Raw genomic sequence first — 18,642 nt, 5'->3', positions numbered from 1 at the left:
GCGCGGGTGGGACAGAGGCTCGGCTGCCATTTCGTTGGCCGGGCGGGAAACCGGAAAAACCTGCCCGTTCCTCATACCACCGCGTCCGGTTGACGCGCGCTATCCTTTGTCAGAGTGGAACGAATGGGGCAAAGGCCGGTTGCGCGGCGCGCGATCACAAGGTGACTATTTCAGCGGCTTGCTGAGATAGGGCGATCCCCGTTCGACAAACCGCCAAGGCGTCTCGACGCCCTTGGTGATGCCAATGCGCAGCCCAGTCGCCACCTCACGCGGCGCGGTCGCGGCAAGCAATTGAAACGGCTCTTCATCCAGCGCCAAGCCATTCTGCATGAGATCGAGCCCCAGCGCCTCGGCCAGCTTTCCCGGCCCCGAGCACAGCTGCTTGTCGACCACCCCGCCCCGCCGCTCGTGCATGGCGTCAAACCCCGTCGTCGGCCGCAGCGCTCTTATCAGGATGGCGCTCCCCGGCCGGCAAACGAAGTTGAGACAAAAATGGATGCCGTAGATCTTGTAGAGATAGGCATGCCCCGCCGGCCCGAACATGGCGGCATTCCGCGGCGTCGGCCCGCGAAAACTATGCGAGGCCGGATCGCTGTCGTCATAGGCTTCCACCTCGACGATTTCCCCACCCACTCCATCAACAAGCAAAGTCGCGCCGATCAGTTCCGGCGCGACCTCCAGCACGGGGCGGTCAAAGAAGGCGCGGGTGAGCACGCGCTCAGTCCACCCGCCCCCGCGCCGCCACCGGCACCGTCTCAAGCACCTCATCCCCACGCACCAGTGTGACCGTTTCGAAGAGATTGCTCACCGGGCAGCAGTGATTGGGAATGATGCGGATCACGTCCCCAATTTTCGGCTTAACCGCACAAGCCGACACATCTAGCGTGCCGTGCTCCTCGCTCAGCCCGACGATCTTGGCATCGGGGAAATCCACGACATAGCCATGCCCCTGCATACCCAAGAGATCGCTGGTCAGCGTCTTGGTTCCGGCATCGATAACGGCCCGGCCATCCGTCGGCCGCGACACAACCGTTGCCAGCACGGTCAGCGCGCATTGCTCAAAAGTCGCGGCGCCGGCCACAACCTGCGAGCGATCCATATAAATATAGGTGCCCGGCCGATATTCGGTCGCCACGCCCGCTTCGCCCATGTGCCAGATATCGGGCGTACCGCCCGTCGTGATCTCCGGCAGAGCCACACCCGCGCTGTCGAACAGCGCCTTGGCATCAGCCAGCCACTGCTGGGCTTCCTTATATTTCCCCGCAGCCGGATACGTCATCAACCCGGCAAGGCTCAACCCCGGCGCCGCAACGATTTTCTTCGCCAGCTCCAGCGCTGCGGCGGGCGATTGCACACCACACCGCCCCATGCCGGTATCGCATTCGACGAACACACCCAGTGGCTTGCCGGCATCGACAAATGTCTCGGCCAGCCCCGCCACTGTCTCGGCGCTATCGGCAACGACGCGAATGGTCACCCGCTCATGCAGCGCCCTCAGCCGCGCCCGCTTCTTCGCCCCAATGATGTTGAAGGTAAGAAGCAGATCGGCCAGCCCGGCATCGGCCATCACCTCGGCCTCGCCCAGTTTTTGGACCGTAATCCCAACCGCGCCCAGTTCCACCTGGCGCTTGGCAAAGCGCGGCAGCTTGTGGGTCTTGATGTGCGGCCTGAGCTTGATCCCCGCCTTGTCGGCGGCATCCTGCGCGTTTTTCAGGTTCGCTTCGGCCTTGTCCAAATCGACAAGGACAACCGGGGTTTCGAGTTCAAAAATGGAGGTCATTTGCCCCTCAGCACTTCATCGACAAATCTGAGATTACCCGCTGTCAGCCCGGCATCGACCGGCAACAGCGTGCCGGTAATCCCTGAAGCCGCATCCGAGCACAGGAACAGCGCGGCGTTGGCCACTTCCACAGGGGTGACCATGCGTCCCAGCGGATAGTGCGGCAGCACATTGTCGAGCAGGGTCGAATCTGCCGCAAGGCGATGATCCCATGCCGGCGTCCGCACCGAACCCGGTGCCACGACATTGGCACGCACACCTTCCGCCCCACGCTCGACAGCAATACCCTTGGCATAGGCAACCAAGCCGGCCTTGGCCGCCGAATAAGCGGGGTTGCCATAGTGACCCATGGCATTAACCGAAGAGATGAACACCAGCGCGCCACGACCTAGTATGCCCATGGCGGCAATGATCGGATCGGTCAGCGCATAGGCGCCATTGAGATTGATATTGAGTTCGCTGGCCCAGACGGCATCATCGACCATGCCAAAATGCTCGGCCCGGGTGAACCCGACATTGGCAACCACCGCATCATAGACGCCATGCGCTAAAATATCGGCCGAAACCGCAGCCCGCGTCCCGGCCATATCAGCCTGGTCAAACAGCACTTTTCGCACGAGCGGTAGCCCATCGAGCAAGCCTGCCTCACGATCGGCACCGACTATGTTGGCGCCCGCCTCGTGAAACACCGCCACGAGCGACCGCCCGATGCCGCCACCGGCCCCGGTGATGAGCACGGTCTTTCCGTCGAGCCGGAAGGGGGAGGTTTGCGTCATGTCTTGTCCCTTAGTCCTGGGAGTGCGCACCCCTCGCGCGCCATCCCCGATATCTCCACCATCGTCACCACCGGGCTCGTCCCGGTGGTCCACGCCATTCGCAGAATGGCAGGCCATCCACAGGATGGCGGGCCTCCCCAAGATGGATTGCCGGGACAAGCCCGGCAATGACGACACTACAGGGAGCAGCGCATTCAGTGCAAAAGAGAGGCCTCACGGCCCCTTATACGCCACGCAGTCGATCTCGACCTTGCAATCTACCATCATGCGGCTCTGCACGCAGGCGCGGGCCGGCGGATGCTCGCCAAAATAGCTCTTGTAGACGCCATTAAAGCTCCAGAAGTCCCGCGGGTCATCCAGCCACACGCCGACACGCACGATATGCTCCGGCCCGTAGCCAGCCTCTTCAAGAATGGCCAGCACGTTCTTGATCGTCAGGTGCGTCTCTTCAACGATACCACCCCTGACGATCTCGCCATCCTTCATGGCCACCTGGCCCGAAACATAGAGAAAGCCGCCGGCTTCCACGGCACGGGCGAAAGGCAGGTTCTGGCCACCGGCACCGGACTTTTCCGCGCCATAACGCTTGATGGGCATGAGGCCCTCCTCTGAGGCAAAATGAAATTCTATTACTCTTTTGGCGCAGGATTGGCCGAAAATATACCCAAAACCCCCGTCCGCCACCCCAAAGAATGTAAATTTCTTACGTGAAGCCCTGCAAACGATATGCTAGTGTCACAATTGCCGACCTCTCTTTCGGCACCTTCATTTGTTCATTTGCTGGAAGCTTCTCGTGCGCGTTTTCACAGCCGCCCTCGCCACCGAGACCAATACATTTTCCCCCATCGCCGTCGACAAGCGCGCCTTTGAAGCGTCGCTCCATGCCGGCCCCGGCGAACACCCGGCAACCCCGACCCTCTGCACCGCGCCGATCACCGTCGGCCGCGAAGTCTGCGCGAGGGAAGGCTGGACCCTGATCGAAGGCAGCGCCTCCTGGGCCGATCCGGCTGGCCTTGTCGCCCGCACCACCTACGAAGAGCTGCGCGACGCCATTTTGGACCAGCTCCGCGCCGCTATGCCCGTGGACGGCGTCGTCCTCGGCCTCCACGGCGCCATGGTCGCGCAGGGCTATGACGATTGCGAAGGCGATATTCTCTCGCGCGTGCGCGAGATCGTCGGGCCGGACATTCTTGTCTGCGCCGAACTCGATCCGCATAGCCATCTCACCAGGAAGCGCGCCGAAGCAGCCGATTTCTTCGTCTACTTCAAGGAATTCCCGCATACCGACTTCGTCGATCGGGCCCGCGATCTCTGGGACATCGCCGCCCGCGCCCTTAAGGGCGAGATCAAGCCGGTGATGACGGTCTTCGATTGCCGCATGATCGACGTCTTCCCAACCTCGCGCCAGCCGATGCGCGGTTTCGTCGACAAGCTCATGGCGCTCGAAAAATCCGAGCCAGGCCTGCTTTCCCTCTCCGTCGTCCACGGTTTCATGGCCGGCGACGTGCCCGAAATGGGCACCAAGGTCTTGGCTGTTACCGACAACGATCCGGAAAAGGGCGCGGCCCTTGCCGAAAAGCTCGGTCGCGAGCTCTTTGCCATGCGCGGCACCACCATGGTGGCGCAGGTCGATGAGAAGGTCGCTGTCGACGCCGCCCTTGCGGCGACAAAAGGCCCCGTCGTCGTCGCCGACGTCTGGGACAATCCCGGCGGCGGCACGGCGGGCGACGCCACCGTGCTCCTTGCCGAATTCATCTCGCGCGGTGCCACCGACGTCGCCGTCGGCACCATCTGGGATCCGATCGCGGTCCAGATCTGCTTTGCCGCCGGCGAAGGCGCCGAAATCCAACTCCGCTTCGGCGCCAAGTCCGCGCCTGATACCGGCAGCCCCGTCGACAAGCGCGTCACGGTGAAAAAGCTCGTTCGCGACGCCGAAATGCGTTTCGGCGAAAGCTTTGCCCCGTTCGGTGACGCCGCCTGGATTCACTTCGACGGCATCGACGTGATCCTCAATTCAACCCGCGCCCAGAGTTTTGATCCGAGCCTTTACTCGGCCCTCGGCATCGACCCGAAATCGCGGAAAATCCTGCTGATCAAGTCGACCAACCATTTTTACGACTCGTTCTCAAAGATCGCGTCGGAGATCATCTACTGCTCGGCCGGAAAACCCTATCCGAACCGCCCCGCGGAAACGAACTACCGCAAGGCCCGCAAGGATATCTGGCCGATGGTGGAGAATCCCTGGCTTTGAGCCGGCCGTAGGCAAAATCGCTCCAGTGGAGCGATTTTAGGCGAGAAGGCCATGAGAGCTACGCTCGAATGGCGGGCAACGGGGAGCCCCTAACCCCAACCGAATTCGCTATGGCGAATTCGGTGACCCCTCGCCCCTTGCGGGAGAGGGACAGATTTTCTGCGTTCAGAGAAAATCAGGGAGAGGGGTTCTCTCACCACGCGCCGAGCTTGGAGACAAGTCGCATACCCCTCATCCGGCGCTACGCGCCACCTTCTCCCGCAAGGGGAGAAGGAAGATCGGTGGACTACAAAAAACCCTTCGCCGCAAACGTCACGCGCGTCGCCGCGTTGAGGTCATAGCCGGCTAAATCTTCCGGCCGCACCCAGGCGTATTCGTCGAACTCTTCGTTGATCACCACATCCCGGTTCGCCGCGTGGCAATCGAAGATCAGGTAGATCATGTAAATCTCTTCCGTACGCCCGTCGGCGTAAGTCTTGATCCGCCGATCATCGCGAAACCGGAACGGCGTTACCGTCTCGATCACCAGTCGATCGCCCAGCTCCTCGCGGATTTCGCGCCGCAGCGCTTCTTCCATCGTCTCGCCTGGCTCCATGCCGCCACCCGACAGTGCCCACTGGCCCGGAAACACGCCACGGTCCCTCGGCATGCGACAGAGCAGAAATGCCCCATCATTCTCGATGATCGGACAGACAATGGTGCGCTGCTTCATGAAATTCCCCCATTCGGCCAATGGTGACATCAGGTGCTAACAGTCTGTCAGCAAAAAGCCGCCGTTTGACAACGGCGGCTTCTCGTTTTTCAGGCCTTGTTATTCGGCAGCCCAGTTGCCGTACATGATCGGCATCAGCCCGACCATGGACTTGAACCGATCCCAGCTCTTGCGCTCGGGCAGCGTCCAGCCGGCTTCCGCAATGGCCGAAAGACGCGGGAAAACCAGACGGTCGAAGATGGCGCGGTCGGTCATGGATTCGGACCAGATGCAGCTCTGAATGCCGAGGAGATGCTTGAGCCCCTCTTCCGAGAAACCGGCGCGGGCTTCGAACTCATAGGTCTCCTGCGGACCCGACCAGCCGGCCCAGCCGGCGCCCGGTTCGGCCCAGGAAATCCCGTTCGCCATATCAAGGTAGTAGCGCTGGCCGGGCGATACGACGATGTCGAAACCGCGCTCGGCAAGCGCCGCGTTGATCTCCACATTGCGCCAGCCGATGACATAGGAGGTCTTCTTGTCCACGGCATCGCCATGGGCCGCTTCTTCCCAGCCGCCGGTGATCGCGCCCTTGGACGCAATGTACTTGTGCACACGCTTGATGAATTCGGCCTGGATGATCGCCGTCGGCGAGCCTTCGATCTCATCGGCGCCGTGGTGATTACCCAGCTGGTTGAACTGCTTGGCGTGCTTCTCGCGCATCGCCGGGCCCGCGATCTTCTCGATCATATCGAGCGCCAGGGGCGACCCCGACCAGGCGGCCAGCGGCACTTCGTCGGCGCCGAGGTGGAAAATGCCCGCCGGGAACATTTCCAGCACTTCGTCGATGACGGTCTCGACGAACTTGTAGACCGGCTCATGCGCGGGGTTGAGGCTGTTGTTCGGGAACCCCTGAACCGACTGATATTCGCCCTGTTCGTCGGGGTCGCGCAGTTCCGGAAGCGCCTGCAAGGCCGCGTAGAAGTGGCCCGGCATATCGACTTCCGGGATCACGGCGATGCCGAGGCTATCGGCCAGGGCCACGATCTGGCGAATGACATTCTTGGAATAGAACCCGCCCGTCGGCTGCGGGCCGGAGCCGAGCAACGGCGGCAGCGCCTTGCCATGACCGCGCCAGGCGGCAACTTCGGTCAGGGCCGGGTAAGCATCGATCTCGATGCGCCAGGCTTCGTCCTCGGTCAGGTGCCAGTGGAACTTGTTCATCTTGTTCCAGGCCATGATCTTGATGAGCTGGCTGACTTCGCCACCGGTATAGAACTGGCGCGCCACGTCGAGATGGCTACCGCGGAAGGCAAAGCCCGGCTCGTCGGCAATGGCACCGCCTGTCGGGAAGGTAAAAGTGTGCGGATACTGCTTGGCACCGCGCAGGATATGGCCGAGCGTGACCAGACCATAGAACATGCCCTGACGCGTGCTGGCCGAAATGGTGGCGCTGTTTTCGGCAAAGGCCAGTTCATAGGCTTCCGGGCCCATGCCGACCTTCTCGGTAATGTGCACCGGCACGCCGGCTTCCGAAGCCGGACGCACCAGCGCTTCGACGGCAAAAAGATCATGCACAAGGCCGGCAAACGCGGCCGCTGCGCGGTTGGCAGCTTCGCCCTGCGGCTGCAGGTCAAGCCCGGCCGGGGCGATGCGCGCGCCAGTCGTTGCGACCGACTTCGGCCAGGGAATGATCGAGTGCGGCACCGCAGCCTTGGCTGGCACCGGGAATTTTGCCGTGCCCTTCAGCAGCGGCGAATTGTGGCCCTTGCCCTGGGTCGGCTTGGTCGGGATGACGACGGTCTGACCGTTTTCAAGCACGACATAGGCCGAATTGGCGCCGTCGCTCCAGTGACGCAGGCCATAGGAGAGGCCGCGGGCCGTGGAGGTCCAGGTCGCGCCGGGCTCGAGCACATAGCCATCCGGCGGCGCGATCAGGGTGTGGTTGGAGAGGCGCACCAGCAGCTTGCCGTTTTCGAGCGTCGCATGCGGGTCGACGCGGGCGGGGCCGGAAAAGCCGAGCTGAAAATTGGAAACGGGTTCGTCGCCGATATTGGTCAGCTCAAGCCCATAGCCGAGCGGCTCGCTGCCTGCAGCGGGGGTCCAGGTGGTGACGAGGGAAAACTTGGCAGTCATTTGCTTCTCGTTTTTTGGCAAAAGGCGCCGCGCAACCGCGATGCCGTGTCGGGATGGATGGCTGCGGACTGACGTCCGGAATGAGGGTCAGTCCCCGAGGGGCTGGCCGTCGTCGCCGTCGCGATTGACGACGAGCTGATGTTTTATGCGGCGCATACTGGCGACAGCCGATGGGCCGAGACGGGTGGCAACGGTCTGGGCGAGCACGTCGACCGTGGCGAGAAAGGCGTAGCGACCGGGTGTTGGCCGCAGAATGTCGGCATTTTCATGCCAGTTGACCGGCAGCAGAATGTCGGACTGCGCCGAAACCATCGAAGCCGAGCGCGTGGCAACCACGCGCGTCAGCCCATATTCGCCGGCAACGGTCAGCGTCTTGGCGAGCTGCGCATTGTTGCCCGAAAGCGAGAAAGCGACGATCACCGTGCCCGGCGGGGCGGCGGCCACACGCATCAGTTGCAGCTGGTGGTCATCGGTCGAAGCCACCTTAAGCCCCAGCCGGAAGAACCGCGTCTCGATCTCGCCGGCCATCATCGAGGAGGCGCCGCCCGAACCGAACGAGAGAATGAAACTGGACTTGGCGATGCTCTCGGCGGCGCGTTCGACGGCGCCGAAATCGAGATGCTCAAAGGTTTCATAGATGATCGACTGGATGCCGTTGACGACGCCCTGGGCGATTTCGTGCACCGAGGTCGGGCTCGCCGCGGGCGAAAAATAGCGCTGGCCGACAAAGCGCGACTGGGCCAGCCGCACCTTGAAATCAGCATAGCTGTCGCAGCCGAGGCGGCGGCAGAAGCGGGTCACCGTGGGCGGGGACACTTCGGCCTGGGCGGCGAGGTCGACAATGCTCATTTTCAGAACAGAGTCGACATCGGCGAGGACGATGTCCGTAAGGGCCCGTTCGGAGCGGGTAAAGCCGTTCTTCTCGGTCTGCAAGAGGCCGACGATGTCGAGCATTTTCCCTCTCCCCAGCGGGCCCCCTCGGGCTTAGTAGACGGCCAGCCCCCTGGCGTCGAAGAGGTGCGTATGGGCGACAGAAAAGCCCATGTTCAGCGCCTTGCCATCCTCGATCGACGGGTCGCCTTCGAAGAGCCCGATAAAGGGTTCGCCGCCCGGCAGGGTCGAATAGGCAATGGTGTGGATGCCCAGGTGCTCGACGATGTTCGGCGTGATTTCGAGAGTGAATTCGCCATTGCCGAGCTGCATATGCTCGGGACGAATGCCCACGGTTACGTCCTGACCGGCGACGGAGGTGCTGGTGCGCGGCAGCACCAGGGTGCCGAGCGCGCCGAGGTCGATGGTGACCTTGGAGCCATCTGCGCTGCGCACCTTGCCGTTGATGAAGTTCATCTTCGGGCTACCGATGAAGCCCGCGACAAAGAGATTGTCGGGCTTGTGGTAGAGTTCGAGCGGCGAGCCGACCTGGGAAATTTCGCCGGCATTGAGCACGACGATCTTGTCAGCCATGGTCATGGCTTCGATCTGGTCGTGGGTCACGTAGATCATGGTCGAGCCGAGGCGCTTGTGCAGCTCCATCAGTTCGATGCGCATTTCCGAGCGGAGCGCGGCGTCGAGGTTGGACAGCGGCTCGTCGAAGAGGAAAATCTTGGGCTGGCGCACGATGGCGCGGCCGATGGCAACGCGCTGGCGCTGGCCGCCGGAGAGCTGGCCGGGGCGGTGCTGCAAACGGCTTTCAAGCTGGAGCACTTTTGCGGCAGCGCCGACGCGCTTGTCGACTTCGTCCTGCGGCAGTTTTTCGACGCGCAGCGGGAAGGCAATGTTCTCATAGACCGACATATGCGGGTAGAGCGCATAGGACTGGAACACCATGGCGATGCCGCGCTGCACGGGCGGCAGGTCGTTGACGACCCTGCCTGCGATCTCGATGTCGCCGGCCGTCACGTCCTCGAGGCCTGCGATCATGCGCAGCAGGGTGGATTTGCCACAGCCCGAAGGACCGACAAAAACGACGAACTCACCATCGGCGACTTCGAGGTCGATACCCTTGATGATGCGCGCTTCGTTAAAGCTCTTTTCGAGGCGCTTGAGGCTCAGTTGCGACATGGTTCGCGTCTCCGGTCGGCGGGGCGGTTCCCGCGGGCAGGCAATCTGGGATTTTGGTGCCGCCGCCCCGAAGGGCGGCGGCGGGATCAAAGCTGAGGCTTACTTGTACTGCTCGAGTTCGCTGGCAGCCTTTTCAAGGGCAGCCTGCGGCTCGGCAGCGCCGGTCACGACCGACTGAACCATTTCGATCATCACGTTCTGCAGACCGATATAGTCGGTGAACAGCGGTTCCGGACCACCGAATTCGATGCCGTCGAGGAACGGCTTCCAGTACGGCTTTTCGGCAACCAGTTCATCGGAGTGCAGCGGACGGAGCGGGGTCAGACCCTGGGCCATTTCAGCGTCCCACTGGCGGTCGCCGGTGGTGATGAACTTGGCAAGGCTGGTGGCCTGCTCTTCAACGCCGGTGCCCTTGAAGATGGCGAGAGCGTCGGTGATCAGCAGCGTGCCGGGACCCTTGGCATCCGGACCGAGCGGCAGGTTGGCAACGCCCCAGTTCATGCCGGCTTCTTCAGCGCGGATGGCAGCGCCGGGCGAGGCTTCGATCATGGCAACGCCACCATCGAGCCAGATGGCGCGAACTTCGTTCTGTTCGTAAGCGGTCGGGCCTTCTTCGCCATAGGGAACGATGTCCTTGAGGGCGGTGAGAGCGGCCAGAACCTGCGGCGAGTTCAGGACGATATTGCCATCGGCGTCGATGACGAGGCCGTCATTGGTGTAAACCCAGTGCAGGAACTGGTGCATGGTGTTGTCGAAGGTCTTGGCGACAACGCCGTAGCCTGCTGCATCGGTCTTTTCAGTGATCTGCTTGGCGAAAGCGATCTTTTCTTCCCAGGTCTTGGGCGGGGTTTCCGGATCGAGGCCAGCGGCTTCGAACAGGTCCTTGTTCCAGAACAGGGCCTTGGTCGAGAAAGCGACCGGAACGCCCCACTGGGTGCCATCGAAGGTCACGGTGTCGGGAACGTAGTTGTAGTAGGAGGCCTTTTCTTCGTCCGTCATCGGCACCGGAACGATCAGGTCGTTCTGGGCGAACTGCTTGAGGGTACGCGAACCGACATAAGCGAGAGCAACCGGCGTACCGGCAGCAGCAAGCGTCGTCACCTTGTCCTGGCACTGGCCCCAGCCGACGATTTCCGGAACGACCTTGAAGCCGGGATTGGCAGCTTCCCACTCGGCGAAGATTTCGGCATAGCCGGCAGTCAGCTCGTCGCCGCAGTTGATGAAGGAGATTTCCTTCACGTCCTGGGCGAAGGCGCCGGTCGACGCGCTGGCAAGCGCCAGCATCGATACGGCCATCAAACCGATAGTCTTGTTCATTGTAGTCTCCCTTGAATTGGGCCCCCTCGGGCCCTTCTCACTACTGCTTCACGGCTCCGGCGGTCAGGCCGGCGACGAGATAGCGCTGCAGGAATATGATCACGATCATGACCGGCAGGATTCCGACGAAAGACGCTGCCATCAGCTCGTTCCAGATCACTTCCTGCTTGCCGAAGAAGGCGAAGAGGCCCACCGGCAGCGGCATGAATTCGGTCTTGGAGTTGAAGGTCAGCGCGAAAATGAACTGCTGAGCATAGGCACCGATGAAGGTCATGATGGCGACCACGACGATACCAGGCATGGCGAGCGGCAGGATGACGCGACGCAGGGTGTAGAGGCGCGAGGCGCCGTCGACCCAGGCGGCTTCGTCAAGCTCGCGGGGAATGCGCATCATATAGGTGCGCAGGAGCCAGATGGACGACGGGATGAGGAAAGCCGCACCCGGCACGATCATGGCGAAATAGGTGTTGAGCAGCCCCAGGCTCCGCATCAGGCGGAAGAGCGGGATCAGCAGCACCGCGCCCGAGAACATGTTCACGGCAAGGAACATGCCGAGCAGCAGCGCCTGGCCGCCAAAATTGAAGCGGGCGAAGGAATAGGCCGCGGGCACCACGATGGCGACGACGATCAGCGTCACCACCGAGGAGATGAAGAAGGAGTTGAAGATATGCATGCCCAGTGCGGGGACCGAGGTCCACATATTGATATAGGCATCGAACGACCAGGTCTTCGGGATGAAGCTATAGGGCGTCGAAAAGAGCTGGGCCAGCGGCTTCAATGAAACCAGGAACCCTTCGATGAAGGGCGAGAGCACGAAGAACAGGAAGACCGCGATGCCGGCATAGAGGGCGGCAACTTCGTACCACTGGTAGCGGTCGATCATAGCCTTGGCGGGACGCGCTTTCGCCTTGGCCTTGGCTTTGCTGAGTTCGGCGACAGAACTGGCGCTGGCGGCCAGGGGATTGGCACCGGCAGGCAGGGTTACCTTGGAGTCATGAAAGCTCATTTGGCTTCTCCCTGCTGGAGCTTGCGGACGGCACGGAAGTAGGCGAGGCAGAACAGCGACACGAAGATACAGATCACCACGGCGCGGGCGGCGCCTTCGCCGTACTTACGGCTGCCGATAGCGGTCTTGTAGGTGTCGATGATCATGGTCGTGGTCGAGCCCGAGGGACCGCCCTGGGTCAGGATCCAGATGATGTCGAACGAGTTGAACGTGGCGATGAGCGAGAGCAGGCTCATGGTGATGATGGCAGGCACCATCAGCGGCACGGTGATACGGCGGAAGCGGTAGAAGCGACCGGCGCCATCAGTCCAGGCAGCCTCGTAGAGATCCTTGGGGATCGACTGCATGGCAGCAAGGAAATAGATGGTGACCATGGGCACGCCGATCCACACGTCGGTGACGATGGTGGCCCAGAAGGCGGTGTGGCCATAGGCGAGCCAGGCGACGGGACCGTCGACGATGCCGAAATTCTGCAGCAGGCCCGAGATCATGCCGAACTGGCCGTTATACATCCAGCTCCACATATAGATGCCGATAGCCATGGGTACGATCCAGGGCGGCATGGTGAGGATGCGGAACACGGCCTGGCCAGGAATGGCGGCATTGAGCAGCACGGCACCGGCCATGCCGATGATCATCTTGGTTGTGACCGAGAAGAAGGTCCAGATGAAGGTGCGAAGGATCACCTCGGTGAAATTGCCGACGCCGAAAATGCGCTGATAGTTGGCCCAGCCGACGAAATCATAGCCAGCCTTGAGCGAGGCATTGGTGAAGCTGAGAATGATCGTATCGACCAGCGGATAGGCGACGATGGTCAGGATATAGATCAGTGCCGGAGCCAGAAGGGCGAGGGCGAAAATGGTGGCGCTACGCGTACTGGTCATCGGCTAATCCTCCTCAGCCCTGTCGTCCGAGGGCAGTGTCGAAACGCTGCCAGATGGGGGCCATGTCGACCACGGACTTGCTGCGCATGGCTTCATCCATGGCAAGAGCCAGCAGCCCAGCTTCGAGCGCATCGACCACAGAAACCGGCAGCGGCGCGCCATCGACGAGATGCTTCAAAATATCTTCGGCCATCTGCTCGTCGGCACCATAGTGCTGCGACAGCGTGCTCGCCTCATAGGTCTTGTCTTCGAGCCGATCCGAAGTGCGGCTATCGGTGACCTTGAAGTAATTGCGCACGAAGTCGCCTTCGGCCATGCCCTTGGCGCCGATCACGGCAAAGCGCCGGAAATCGTCAGCCACGTTGAGATTGGTGTGGAAGGTCAGCGCCGCGCCGTTTTCATACTGCACGAGAGCGGTCTGGAAATCGATGATGTCGCCATCGCTGTCGAACACCTTGTCCGAACCCATCCAGCCCGAGGGCTTGCGGTGATAGACTTCGAGATCGTTGACGCCGGAAACCTGCGGTGCGTTTTCCGGCACGAAGCTGCGGCGGCCACCAAAGCTTGCGACATAGCGCGGACGGCAGCCCATGACGCCATTGTAGAGGTCGAGGTCGTGGCAGCACTTTTCGAGCATGAAGCTGCCCGAATAGCGGCCATAGCGGCGCCAGTCGCGCATGAAGAAAGCGCCGTGATAGGGCGGAATGGTTTCCGAGGCTTCGATCGAGGCAATATTGCCGATCTTGCCCTCGGCCTGCGCCTTGCGCAGGTCGACATAGAGCGGCGCATAACGCAACACCAGACCGACCATGACATTGTCCGAGCCGTATTCGCCGATCAGTTCGGCAATGGCCATCGTGTCTTCGATCGAGGTCACGACCGGCTTTTCAGCAAACATCTTCATGCCGCGCTCAAGGCCGATGCGGATGTGCTCGAGATGCATGTGATTGGGCGAACCGACCATAAGAAGGTCGAGATTGCCATTGTCGATCAGCGCCTCGAGGCTGTCATATTGCTTACCGACGGAGACACCATGCTCCTTCGTGTAGGGGAGGCCGGCCGGAGCCGGGTCGACATAACCGACGATCTCGAAATCACTCCGGGCAGCGGTAAAAACCCGCGCCAGATAAGCCAAGCGATAGCCAAGGCCGATAATGCCTACCCGCATATTCCCTGTACCCTGTTTTCCGCCAATCTCTTCCGGACTAGTCGGCATTTCTGTAAACGATTTTCAAGACTAGGCGCCTTTATGACACAATGTCAACACAGATTCCGAGCGTTGACAATACCAATTTAAGCCACCTCTTCGTGACGCATTTTTGGGCGGCACTTTGCTGTATTTCTAGGCGTTTGGCAGGGGTTTGGCAGAAAAATCCATGTGGACAAGCCACCGGAAAGCGCGCAGCATGTCGCAATTGGTATCCATGTGGCCTCTTTCAGGAGTGTCACCAGAGATGACATGCCTGAAAATTTCATACAGAGTGCATCGCACGGCCCAAAATGAGGAGCGGGCCGTTCGAAAGATCACGAAAGACCCCTAAAATGAGCCTTTCCACCAACCCCTTCCCCAATGACGCCGACCGCTCTGATATCTGGACCATGCTGGTACCGCGCGATATCGCCGCCTATGTGGCCGCCGACTGGTCCATGGTCGCAGGTGATTTCGTCGCCGAAGACTTTGTCGGTATCAACGGCAACAAGAACGACAATCCCGATGGCTGGACCATCAGCTATCCCACCCTTGCCCACTATAGCGCCGAATGGCTGCGCCAGGCATATGAGGGCCAGAAGCAGTCCTATGCCGAGGATGTGGAAGCCGGCATTCACCGCGCCACGAGCCTGACCGAAATCGAGATCACCGGCGACCGCGCCATCGCGCACAAGAAGTTCAATGGCGAGATCAAGCTCAGCAATGGCGGTGTCGATCGCCTGAACTGGCAGACCCTCTACTTCTGCCGCAAGGTTGCGGGCCAATGGAAGCTGACGGGGTTTGTGGGCTACCTCCCCTATCCCATGGGTAAGCAGGGCTAAGCCCAAGCATTTCGCCCACCCACGGCGTCATTCCCGCGGAAGCGGGAATCTCTCTTGTCCCGAGATCCCCGCTTTCGCGGGGATGACGCGGCGCAGGAAACGAAGCTGAGGGGATTGCGACAACAGACAGAGCCGTGACCATGTCCTTCCTCTCCCCCCAGCGCCTGACCATGCTGGTCTTCTTCCTGCAGCCGATCGCCTTCGGCTCCTGGCTACCGCGCATTCCGGAAATCCAGGCTGGCCTCGGCCTTGGCCCCGCCGCCCTGGCGCTGGCGCTTCTCGGCATGCCCTGCGGCACGCTGCTCACCCTGCCCTTTGCCGGCCCACTAGTGGCCAAGATCGGCGCACGCAGCGCCATCATCTGGGGCTTTGTGTTTTATTCCATCGCCGCCAGCTTGCCGGTTCTCGCCCCGCACCCGATCCTGCTCTTCATCGCCCTGATGCTGGCTGGCTCCGCCATTTCCTTCGTCGAACTCGGCCTCAACGTGCAGGCCGATCTCGTCGAAAAATCGAGCGGCAAGATGATCATGAACACCTCCCATGGCTGCTGGTCGCTCGGCATCATGGCAGGCAGTCTCATCGGTTCCGGCTTTGCCGCCATCGGCGTCATCCCCCAGATCGCCGTGCCGCTCCTCGCCGTTCTGGTCCTGCCCGTGGCAATCGCCGTCGGCTACGCCCTGCCAGTGCTGCATGACGCGCCGGCCGAGGGCCAGGCGCAAAAATCCGCATGGTCGCTGCCGAGCCCAGCCCTGATCGGCATCTGCCTCTTCGTCTTCGGCATCACCATGACCGAAGGCGCCATGGCCGATTGGTCCGCCATCTTCCTCCGCGACGCGCTTTCGGCCGAAGGCGGTCTCGTCGGTCTCGGTTATTCGTTCTTCGCCTTCATGGTCGCCGCCGGCCGCTTTGGCGGCGATACGCTCAAGCGCACCTTTGGCGCCGTGAACACCGCCCGCATCTGCGGCACCCTCGCCGTCCTCGGCGGTGTTTTGCTCTATTTTGCCCCCGGCGTTGAACTCGCCCTTGTCGGCTTTGGCATCATCGGCGTCGGCGTCTCCGTCGGCTTCCCCCTCGCCGTCACTGCCGCCGCCGGCATTGGCGATCGCGCCGCCTCGGCCAATGTCGCCGTGCTGTCCTTCGTAGCGCTGACTGGCTTCCTCATCGGCCCGCCGCTGATCGGCTTTGTCGCCGAACATTCCGGCATTCGCTTCGGCATTGCCTGCGTCGTGCCCTTCCTCTTGGTCAGCCTTTTCCTCACCGGACGCCTCACCCCGCGCCCGGTTAAAACCAATCACAATCCAGAAGCCGAAGTTCCAGGAGTGCTCTGATGCGCATTGCCGTTGCTGGCCTGCATACCGAATGCAGCACCTATAATCCCGTCATCGCCCGCGAGGCCGATTTTCGCGTCTTGCGCGGCCCGAGCATGCTCAAAGATCAATACTTTGATTTCCTGACGCACTTCCCGGCCGAATTCATCACCGTGCTCCACGCCCGCGCCATTGCCGGCGGCCCCGTCGAAAACGCGCTCTACACCAAGTGGAAGGCCGAAATCCTCGACGGCATCAAAGCGGCCCTCCCGCTCGATGGCGTCTACCTCGCCATGCACGGCGCCATGTTCGTTGAAAACATGTTCGACGCCGAAGGCGACTTCATCGCCTCGGTCCGTGACGTCGTCGGCCCCGATGTCATTATCGCGGCCAGCTACGACCTCCACGGCAATGTCAGCCAAAAAATCGTCGACGGCCTCGACATCTTTTCCACCTATCGCACCGCGCCCCATATCGACGTGCCCGATACCATGCGCCGCGCCGTGACCATGCTGGTCCGCGCTCTTCGCACTGGCGTCAGGCCCAAAGTCGCCTGGGCCCCCGTCCCGGTTCTCCTGCCCGGCGAACGCACTTCCACACAGGATGAACCGGCGAAGAGCTTTTACACCCAGCTCCACGAAGTCGAAGAACCGACCGGCATTTGGGATGCCTCCTTCCAGGTCGGCTATGTCTGGGCCGACGAACCCCGCTCCACCGCCTGCGCCGTCATCACCGGCACCGACAAGGCGGCGATTGAAAAAGCCGCCACGAAATTGGCCCAGGACTATTGGGACGTGCGCGAACAGTTTGTCTTCGGCATGGAAGTCGGCCCCATCGACGAATGCGTCGACCGCGCCATTGCCAGCAAGACGGGCCCAGTCGTGCTCGCCGAATCCGGCGACAACCCAACCGGCGGCGGCGTCGGCGACCGCGCCGAAGTGCTCGCCGCTCTCATCGCCCGCAATGCCCAAGGCGTCATTTTTGCCGGCATTGCCGACAAGGCCGCCACCGAAGCGGCTTATGCCGCCGGCGTCAGTGCCACCATCCCGCTCCATATCGGCGCCAGCCTCGACCCATCCTCGACCCCGGTCGATACGACGGCCGAAGTCGTCTTCCTCCTTGAACACGAAAACCCGCTTTTCCGCGAAGCCGTGGTGCGCATCGGCGGCATCGACCTCGTCCTCACCGTCCGCCGCCGCCCCTTCCATAATATCGCTGACTTCACCAAGCTCGGCCTCGATCCGCGCACCGCAAAGATCGTCGCAGTGAAATCGGGCTATCTCTCCCCCGAACTCGGCCCCATCGCCAATCCCGGCATCATGGCCCTGTCGCCGGGCGTCGTGGACCAGTTCGTGGAACGCACCGTGCGCAACCACACACCGCGCCCTAGCTTTCCGTTCGACCGCGATTTTGCGTTTGTGCCGCAAGTGAAGTGGTCGGCGTTGGCGAAATAATTCGTCCCGTCACCGAACGTCATCCTCGGGCTTGACCCGAGGACACTTCACTTGAAGCTGGTTCCGCAAGTACAGAGCCCTCGGGTCAAGCCCGAGGGTGACGACCGAGGAAGGACCACCCTTCCCCCGCCCCCCACTTTCGTTTACTCACAAACCGAAAGCGGTGGGCTCTCATGAATCCCTTAATGCGACAGGCTCAGATCGTCGAACTCGCCCGTAAAAAGGGCGGGGTCACGGTGGAGCAGCTCGTCGAAATCTTCGACGTCACCCCGCAGACCATCCGCAAGGATCTCAACCTCCTCTGCGACCGCGGCGCGCTAAAACGCACCCATGGCGGCGCCATGCACCCCTCGGGCGTCGAAAACGTCGAGTACGAAGCCCGCCGCCAGATCGCGACCGACGAAAAGCAGGCCATCGGCCGCGCCGCCGCGGCGCTGATCCCCGACAATGCCTCGCTCTTCATCAATATCGGCACGACCACAGAAGCCGTTAGCCAGGCGCTCGCCGAGCATCGTGGCCTCATGGTCATCACCAACAATATCAATGTCGCCAATCGCCTGCGCGTCGCGCCCTCCATGGAAGTCGTCATCGCCGGCGGCGTCGTGCGCTCGTCCGATGGCGGCATTGTTGGCGAGGCAGCGGTCGATTTCATCCGCCAGTTCAAGGTCGATTTCGCCGTCATCGGCGTCTCGGCTATCGATGCGGACGGCGCGCTCCTCGATTTCGATTTTCGCGAGGTGAAGGTGGCGCAGGCCATCATCGCCAATGCGCGCCATGTCATCCTCGTTTCGGATTCGAGCAAATTTGCCCGTACCGCTCCAGTGCGCATCGGCCACCTTTCGCAGGCCCATACGTTTATCACCGATCACTGCCCCTATGACTCGATCAGAAAGCTCTGCGCCGATGCAGGGATCACCCTGATCGAAACTGCCGCTTCCTAACCAAACAGGA

General features: G+C 61.7%; 17 protein-coding genes. 5 read left to right on the top strand and 12 right to left on the bottom strand.

Going from position 1 to position 18,642, the window contains the following annotated elements:
* Window positions 1–165: 165 nt before the first annotated feature.
* The 4 genes from NVV77_RS13825 to NVV77_RS13810 form a co-directional block, all read right to left on the bottom strand.
* The gene (locus NVV77_RS13825) at window positions 166–768 is read right to left on the bottom strand and encodes a DNA-3-methyladenine glycosylase (protein WP_295414231.1); all 603 of its coding nucleotides are present in this window, start codon (window positions 766–768) and stop codon (window positions 166–168) included.
* On the bottom strand, window positions 719–1,780 hold the full coding sequence (locus tag NVV77_RS13820) for a D-TA family PLP-dependent enzyme (protein WP_295414229.1): 1,062 nt from the start codon (window positions 1,778–1,780) through the stop codon (window positions 719–721). The genes NVV77_RS13825 and NVV77_RS13820 overlap by 50 nt, the downstream gene beginning before the upstream one ends.
* Window positions 1,777–2,556, bottom strand: coding sequence for an SDR family oxidoreductase (locus tag NVV77_RS13815; RefSeq protein ID WP_295414228.1), 780 nt, complete (start codon window positions 2,554–2,556; stop codon window positions 1,777–1,779). The genes NVV77_RS13820 and NVV77_RS13815 overlap by 4 nt, the downstream gene beginning before the upstream one ends.
* Before the next feature lie 213 nt (window positions 2,557–2,769).
* Window positions 2,770–3,153, bottom strand: a complete 384-nt coding sequence (locus tag NVV77_RS13810) for a RidA family protein (protein WP_035079531.1) — start codon at window positions 3,151–3,153, stop codon at window positions 2,770–2,772.
* Window positions 3,154–3,349: 196 nt separating this feature from the next.
* On the opposite strand from NVV77_RS13810, the gene NVV77_RS13805 reads away from it, so the two are divergent.
* The gene (locus NVV77_RS13805; protein WP_295414226.1) at window positions 3,350–4,807 is read left to right on the top strand and encodes a M81 family metallopeptidase; all 1,458 of its coding nucleotides are present in this window, start codon (window positions 3,350–3,352) and stop codon (window positions 4,805–4,807) included.
* A 286-nt stretch (window positions 4,808–5,093) separates the two neighbouring features.
* Here NVV77_RS13805 and nudI read toward each other — a convergent pair whose 3' ends face one another.
* The 8 genes from nudI to NVV77_RS13765 all read right to left on the bottom strand — a co-directional run bounded on the left by nudI (window position 5,094) and on the right by NVV77_RS13765 (window position 14,067).
* Window positions 5,094–5,519, bottom strand: a complete 426-nt coding sequence (nudI, locus tag NVV77_RS13800) for a nucleoside triphosphatase NudI (protein WP_295414224.1) — start codon at window positions 5,517–5,519, stop codon at window positions 5,094–5,096.
* 99 nt (window positions 5,520–5,618) lie between these two features.
* Window positions 5,619–7,631, bottom strand: a complete 2,013-nt coding sequence (locus NVV77_RS13795) for a beta-N-acetylhexosaminidase (RefSeq protein WP_295414222.1) — start codon at window positions 7,629–7,631, stop codon at window positions 5,619–5,621.
* An 87-nt stretch (window positions 7,632–7,718) separates the two neighbouring features.
* Window positions 7,719–8,585: a MurR/RpiR family transcriptional regulator gene (locus tag NVV77_RS13790; protein WP_295414219.1), complete on the bottom strand. Its 867-nt coding sequence runs from the start codon at window positions 8,583–8,585 to the stop codon at window positions 7,719–7,721.
* A 30-nt stretch (window positions 8,586–8,615) separates the two neighbouring features.
* Complete coding sequence (locus tag NVV77_RS13785) at window positions 8,616–9,692, bottom strand: ABC transporter ATP-binding protein (protein WP_295414217.1); 1,077 nt, start codon at window positions 9,690–9,692, stop codon at window positions 8,616–8,618.
* 99 nt (window positions 9,693–9,791) lie between these two features.
* Window positions 9,792–10,988 carry an extracellular solute-binding protein gene (locus tag NVV77_RS13780; protein ID WP_295414469.1) on the bottom strand — a complete coding sequence of 399 codons (1,197 nt, stop codon included), beginning with the start codon at window positions 10,986–10,988 and terminating at the stop codon, window positions 9,792–9,794.
* A 61-nt stretch (window positions 10,989–11,049) separates the two neighbouring features.
* The gene (locus NVV77_RS13775) at window positions 11,050–11,892 is read right to left on the bottom strand and encodes a carbohydrate ABC transporter permease (protein ID WP_295414468.1); all 843 of its coding nucleotides are present in this window, start codon (window positions 11,890–11,892) and stop codon (window positions 11,050–11,052) included.
* A 119-nt stretch (window positions 11,893–12,011) separates the two neighbouring features.
* Entirely contained in the window at window positions 12,012–12,899 is an 888-nt protein-coding gene (locus tag NVV77_RS13770; RefSeq protein WP_295414216.1) for a carbohydrate ABC transporter permease, read from the bottom strand.
* A 13-nt stretch (window positions 12,900–12,912) separates the two neighbouring features.
* Complete coding sequence (locus NVV77_RS13765; protein WP_295414214.1) at window positions 12,913–14,067, bottom strand: Gfo/Idh/MocA family oxidoreductase; 1,155 nt, start codon at window positions 14,065–14,067, stop codon at window positions 12,913–12,915.
* A 374-nt stretch (window positions 14,068–14,441) separates the two neighbouring features.
* Between NVV77_RS13765 and NVV77_RS13760 the strand changes: the two genes are divergently transcribed.
* The 4 genes from NVV77_RS13760 to NVV77_RS13745 all read left to right on the top strand — a co-directional run bounded on the left by NVV77_RS13760 (window position 14,442) and on the right by NVV77_RS13745 (window position 18,632).
* A complete protein-coding gene (locus tag NVV77_RS13760) occupies window positions 14,442–14,930 on the top strand; it encodes a hypothetical protein (protein ID WP_295414212.1) in 489 nt (162 codons plus the stop codon).
* Window positions 14,931–15,070: 140 nt separating this feature from the next.
* Window positions 15,071–16,258, top strand: a complete 1,188-nt coding sequence (locus NVV77_RS13755; protein ID WP_295414210.1) for an MFS transporter — start codon at window positions 15,071–15,073, stop codon at window positions 16,256–16,258.
* Window positions 16,258–17,691, top strand: a complete 1,434-nt coding sequence (locus NVV77_RS13750; protein ID WP_295414208.1) for a M81 family metallopeptidase — start codon at window positions 16,258–16,260, stop codon at window positions 17,689–17,691. The genes NVV77_RS13755 and NVV77_RS13750 overlap by 1 nt, the downstream gene beginning before the upstream one ends.
* Window positions 17,692–17,876: 185 nt before the next feature.
* Entirely contained in the window at window positions 17,877–18,632 is a 756-nt protein-coding gene (locus NVV77_RS13745) for a DeoR/GlpR family DNA-binding transcription regulator (protein ID WP_295414206.1), read from the top strand.
* Window positions 18,633–18,642 lie beyond the last annotated feature (10 nt).

The organism is Devosia sp. (assembly GCF_024707125.1).
In the GTDB taxonomy this organism is placed as follows: domain Bacteria; phylum Pseudomonadota; class Alphaproteobacteria; order Rhizobiales; family Devosiaceae; genus Devosia.
The sequence above is the reverse complement of the archived record's forward strand: the minus strand, read 5'-3'. Positions and strand labels throughout refer to the sequence as shown.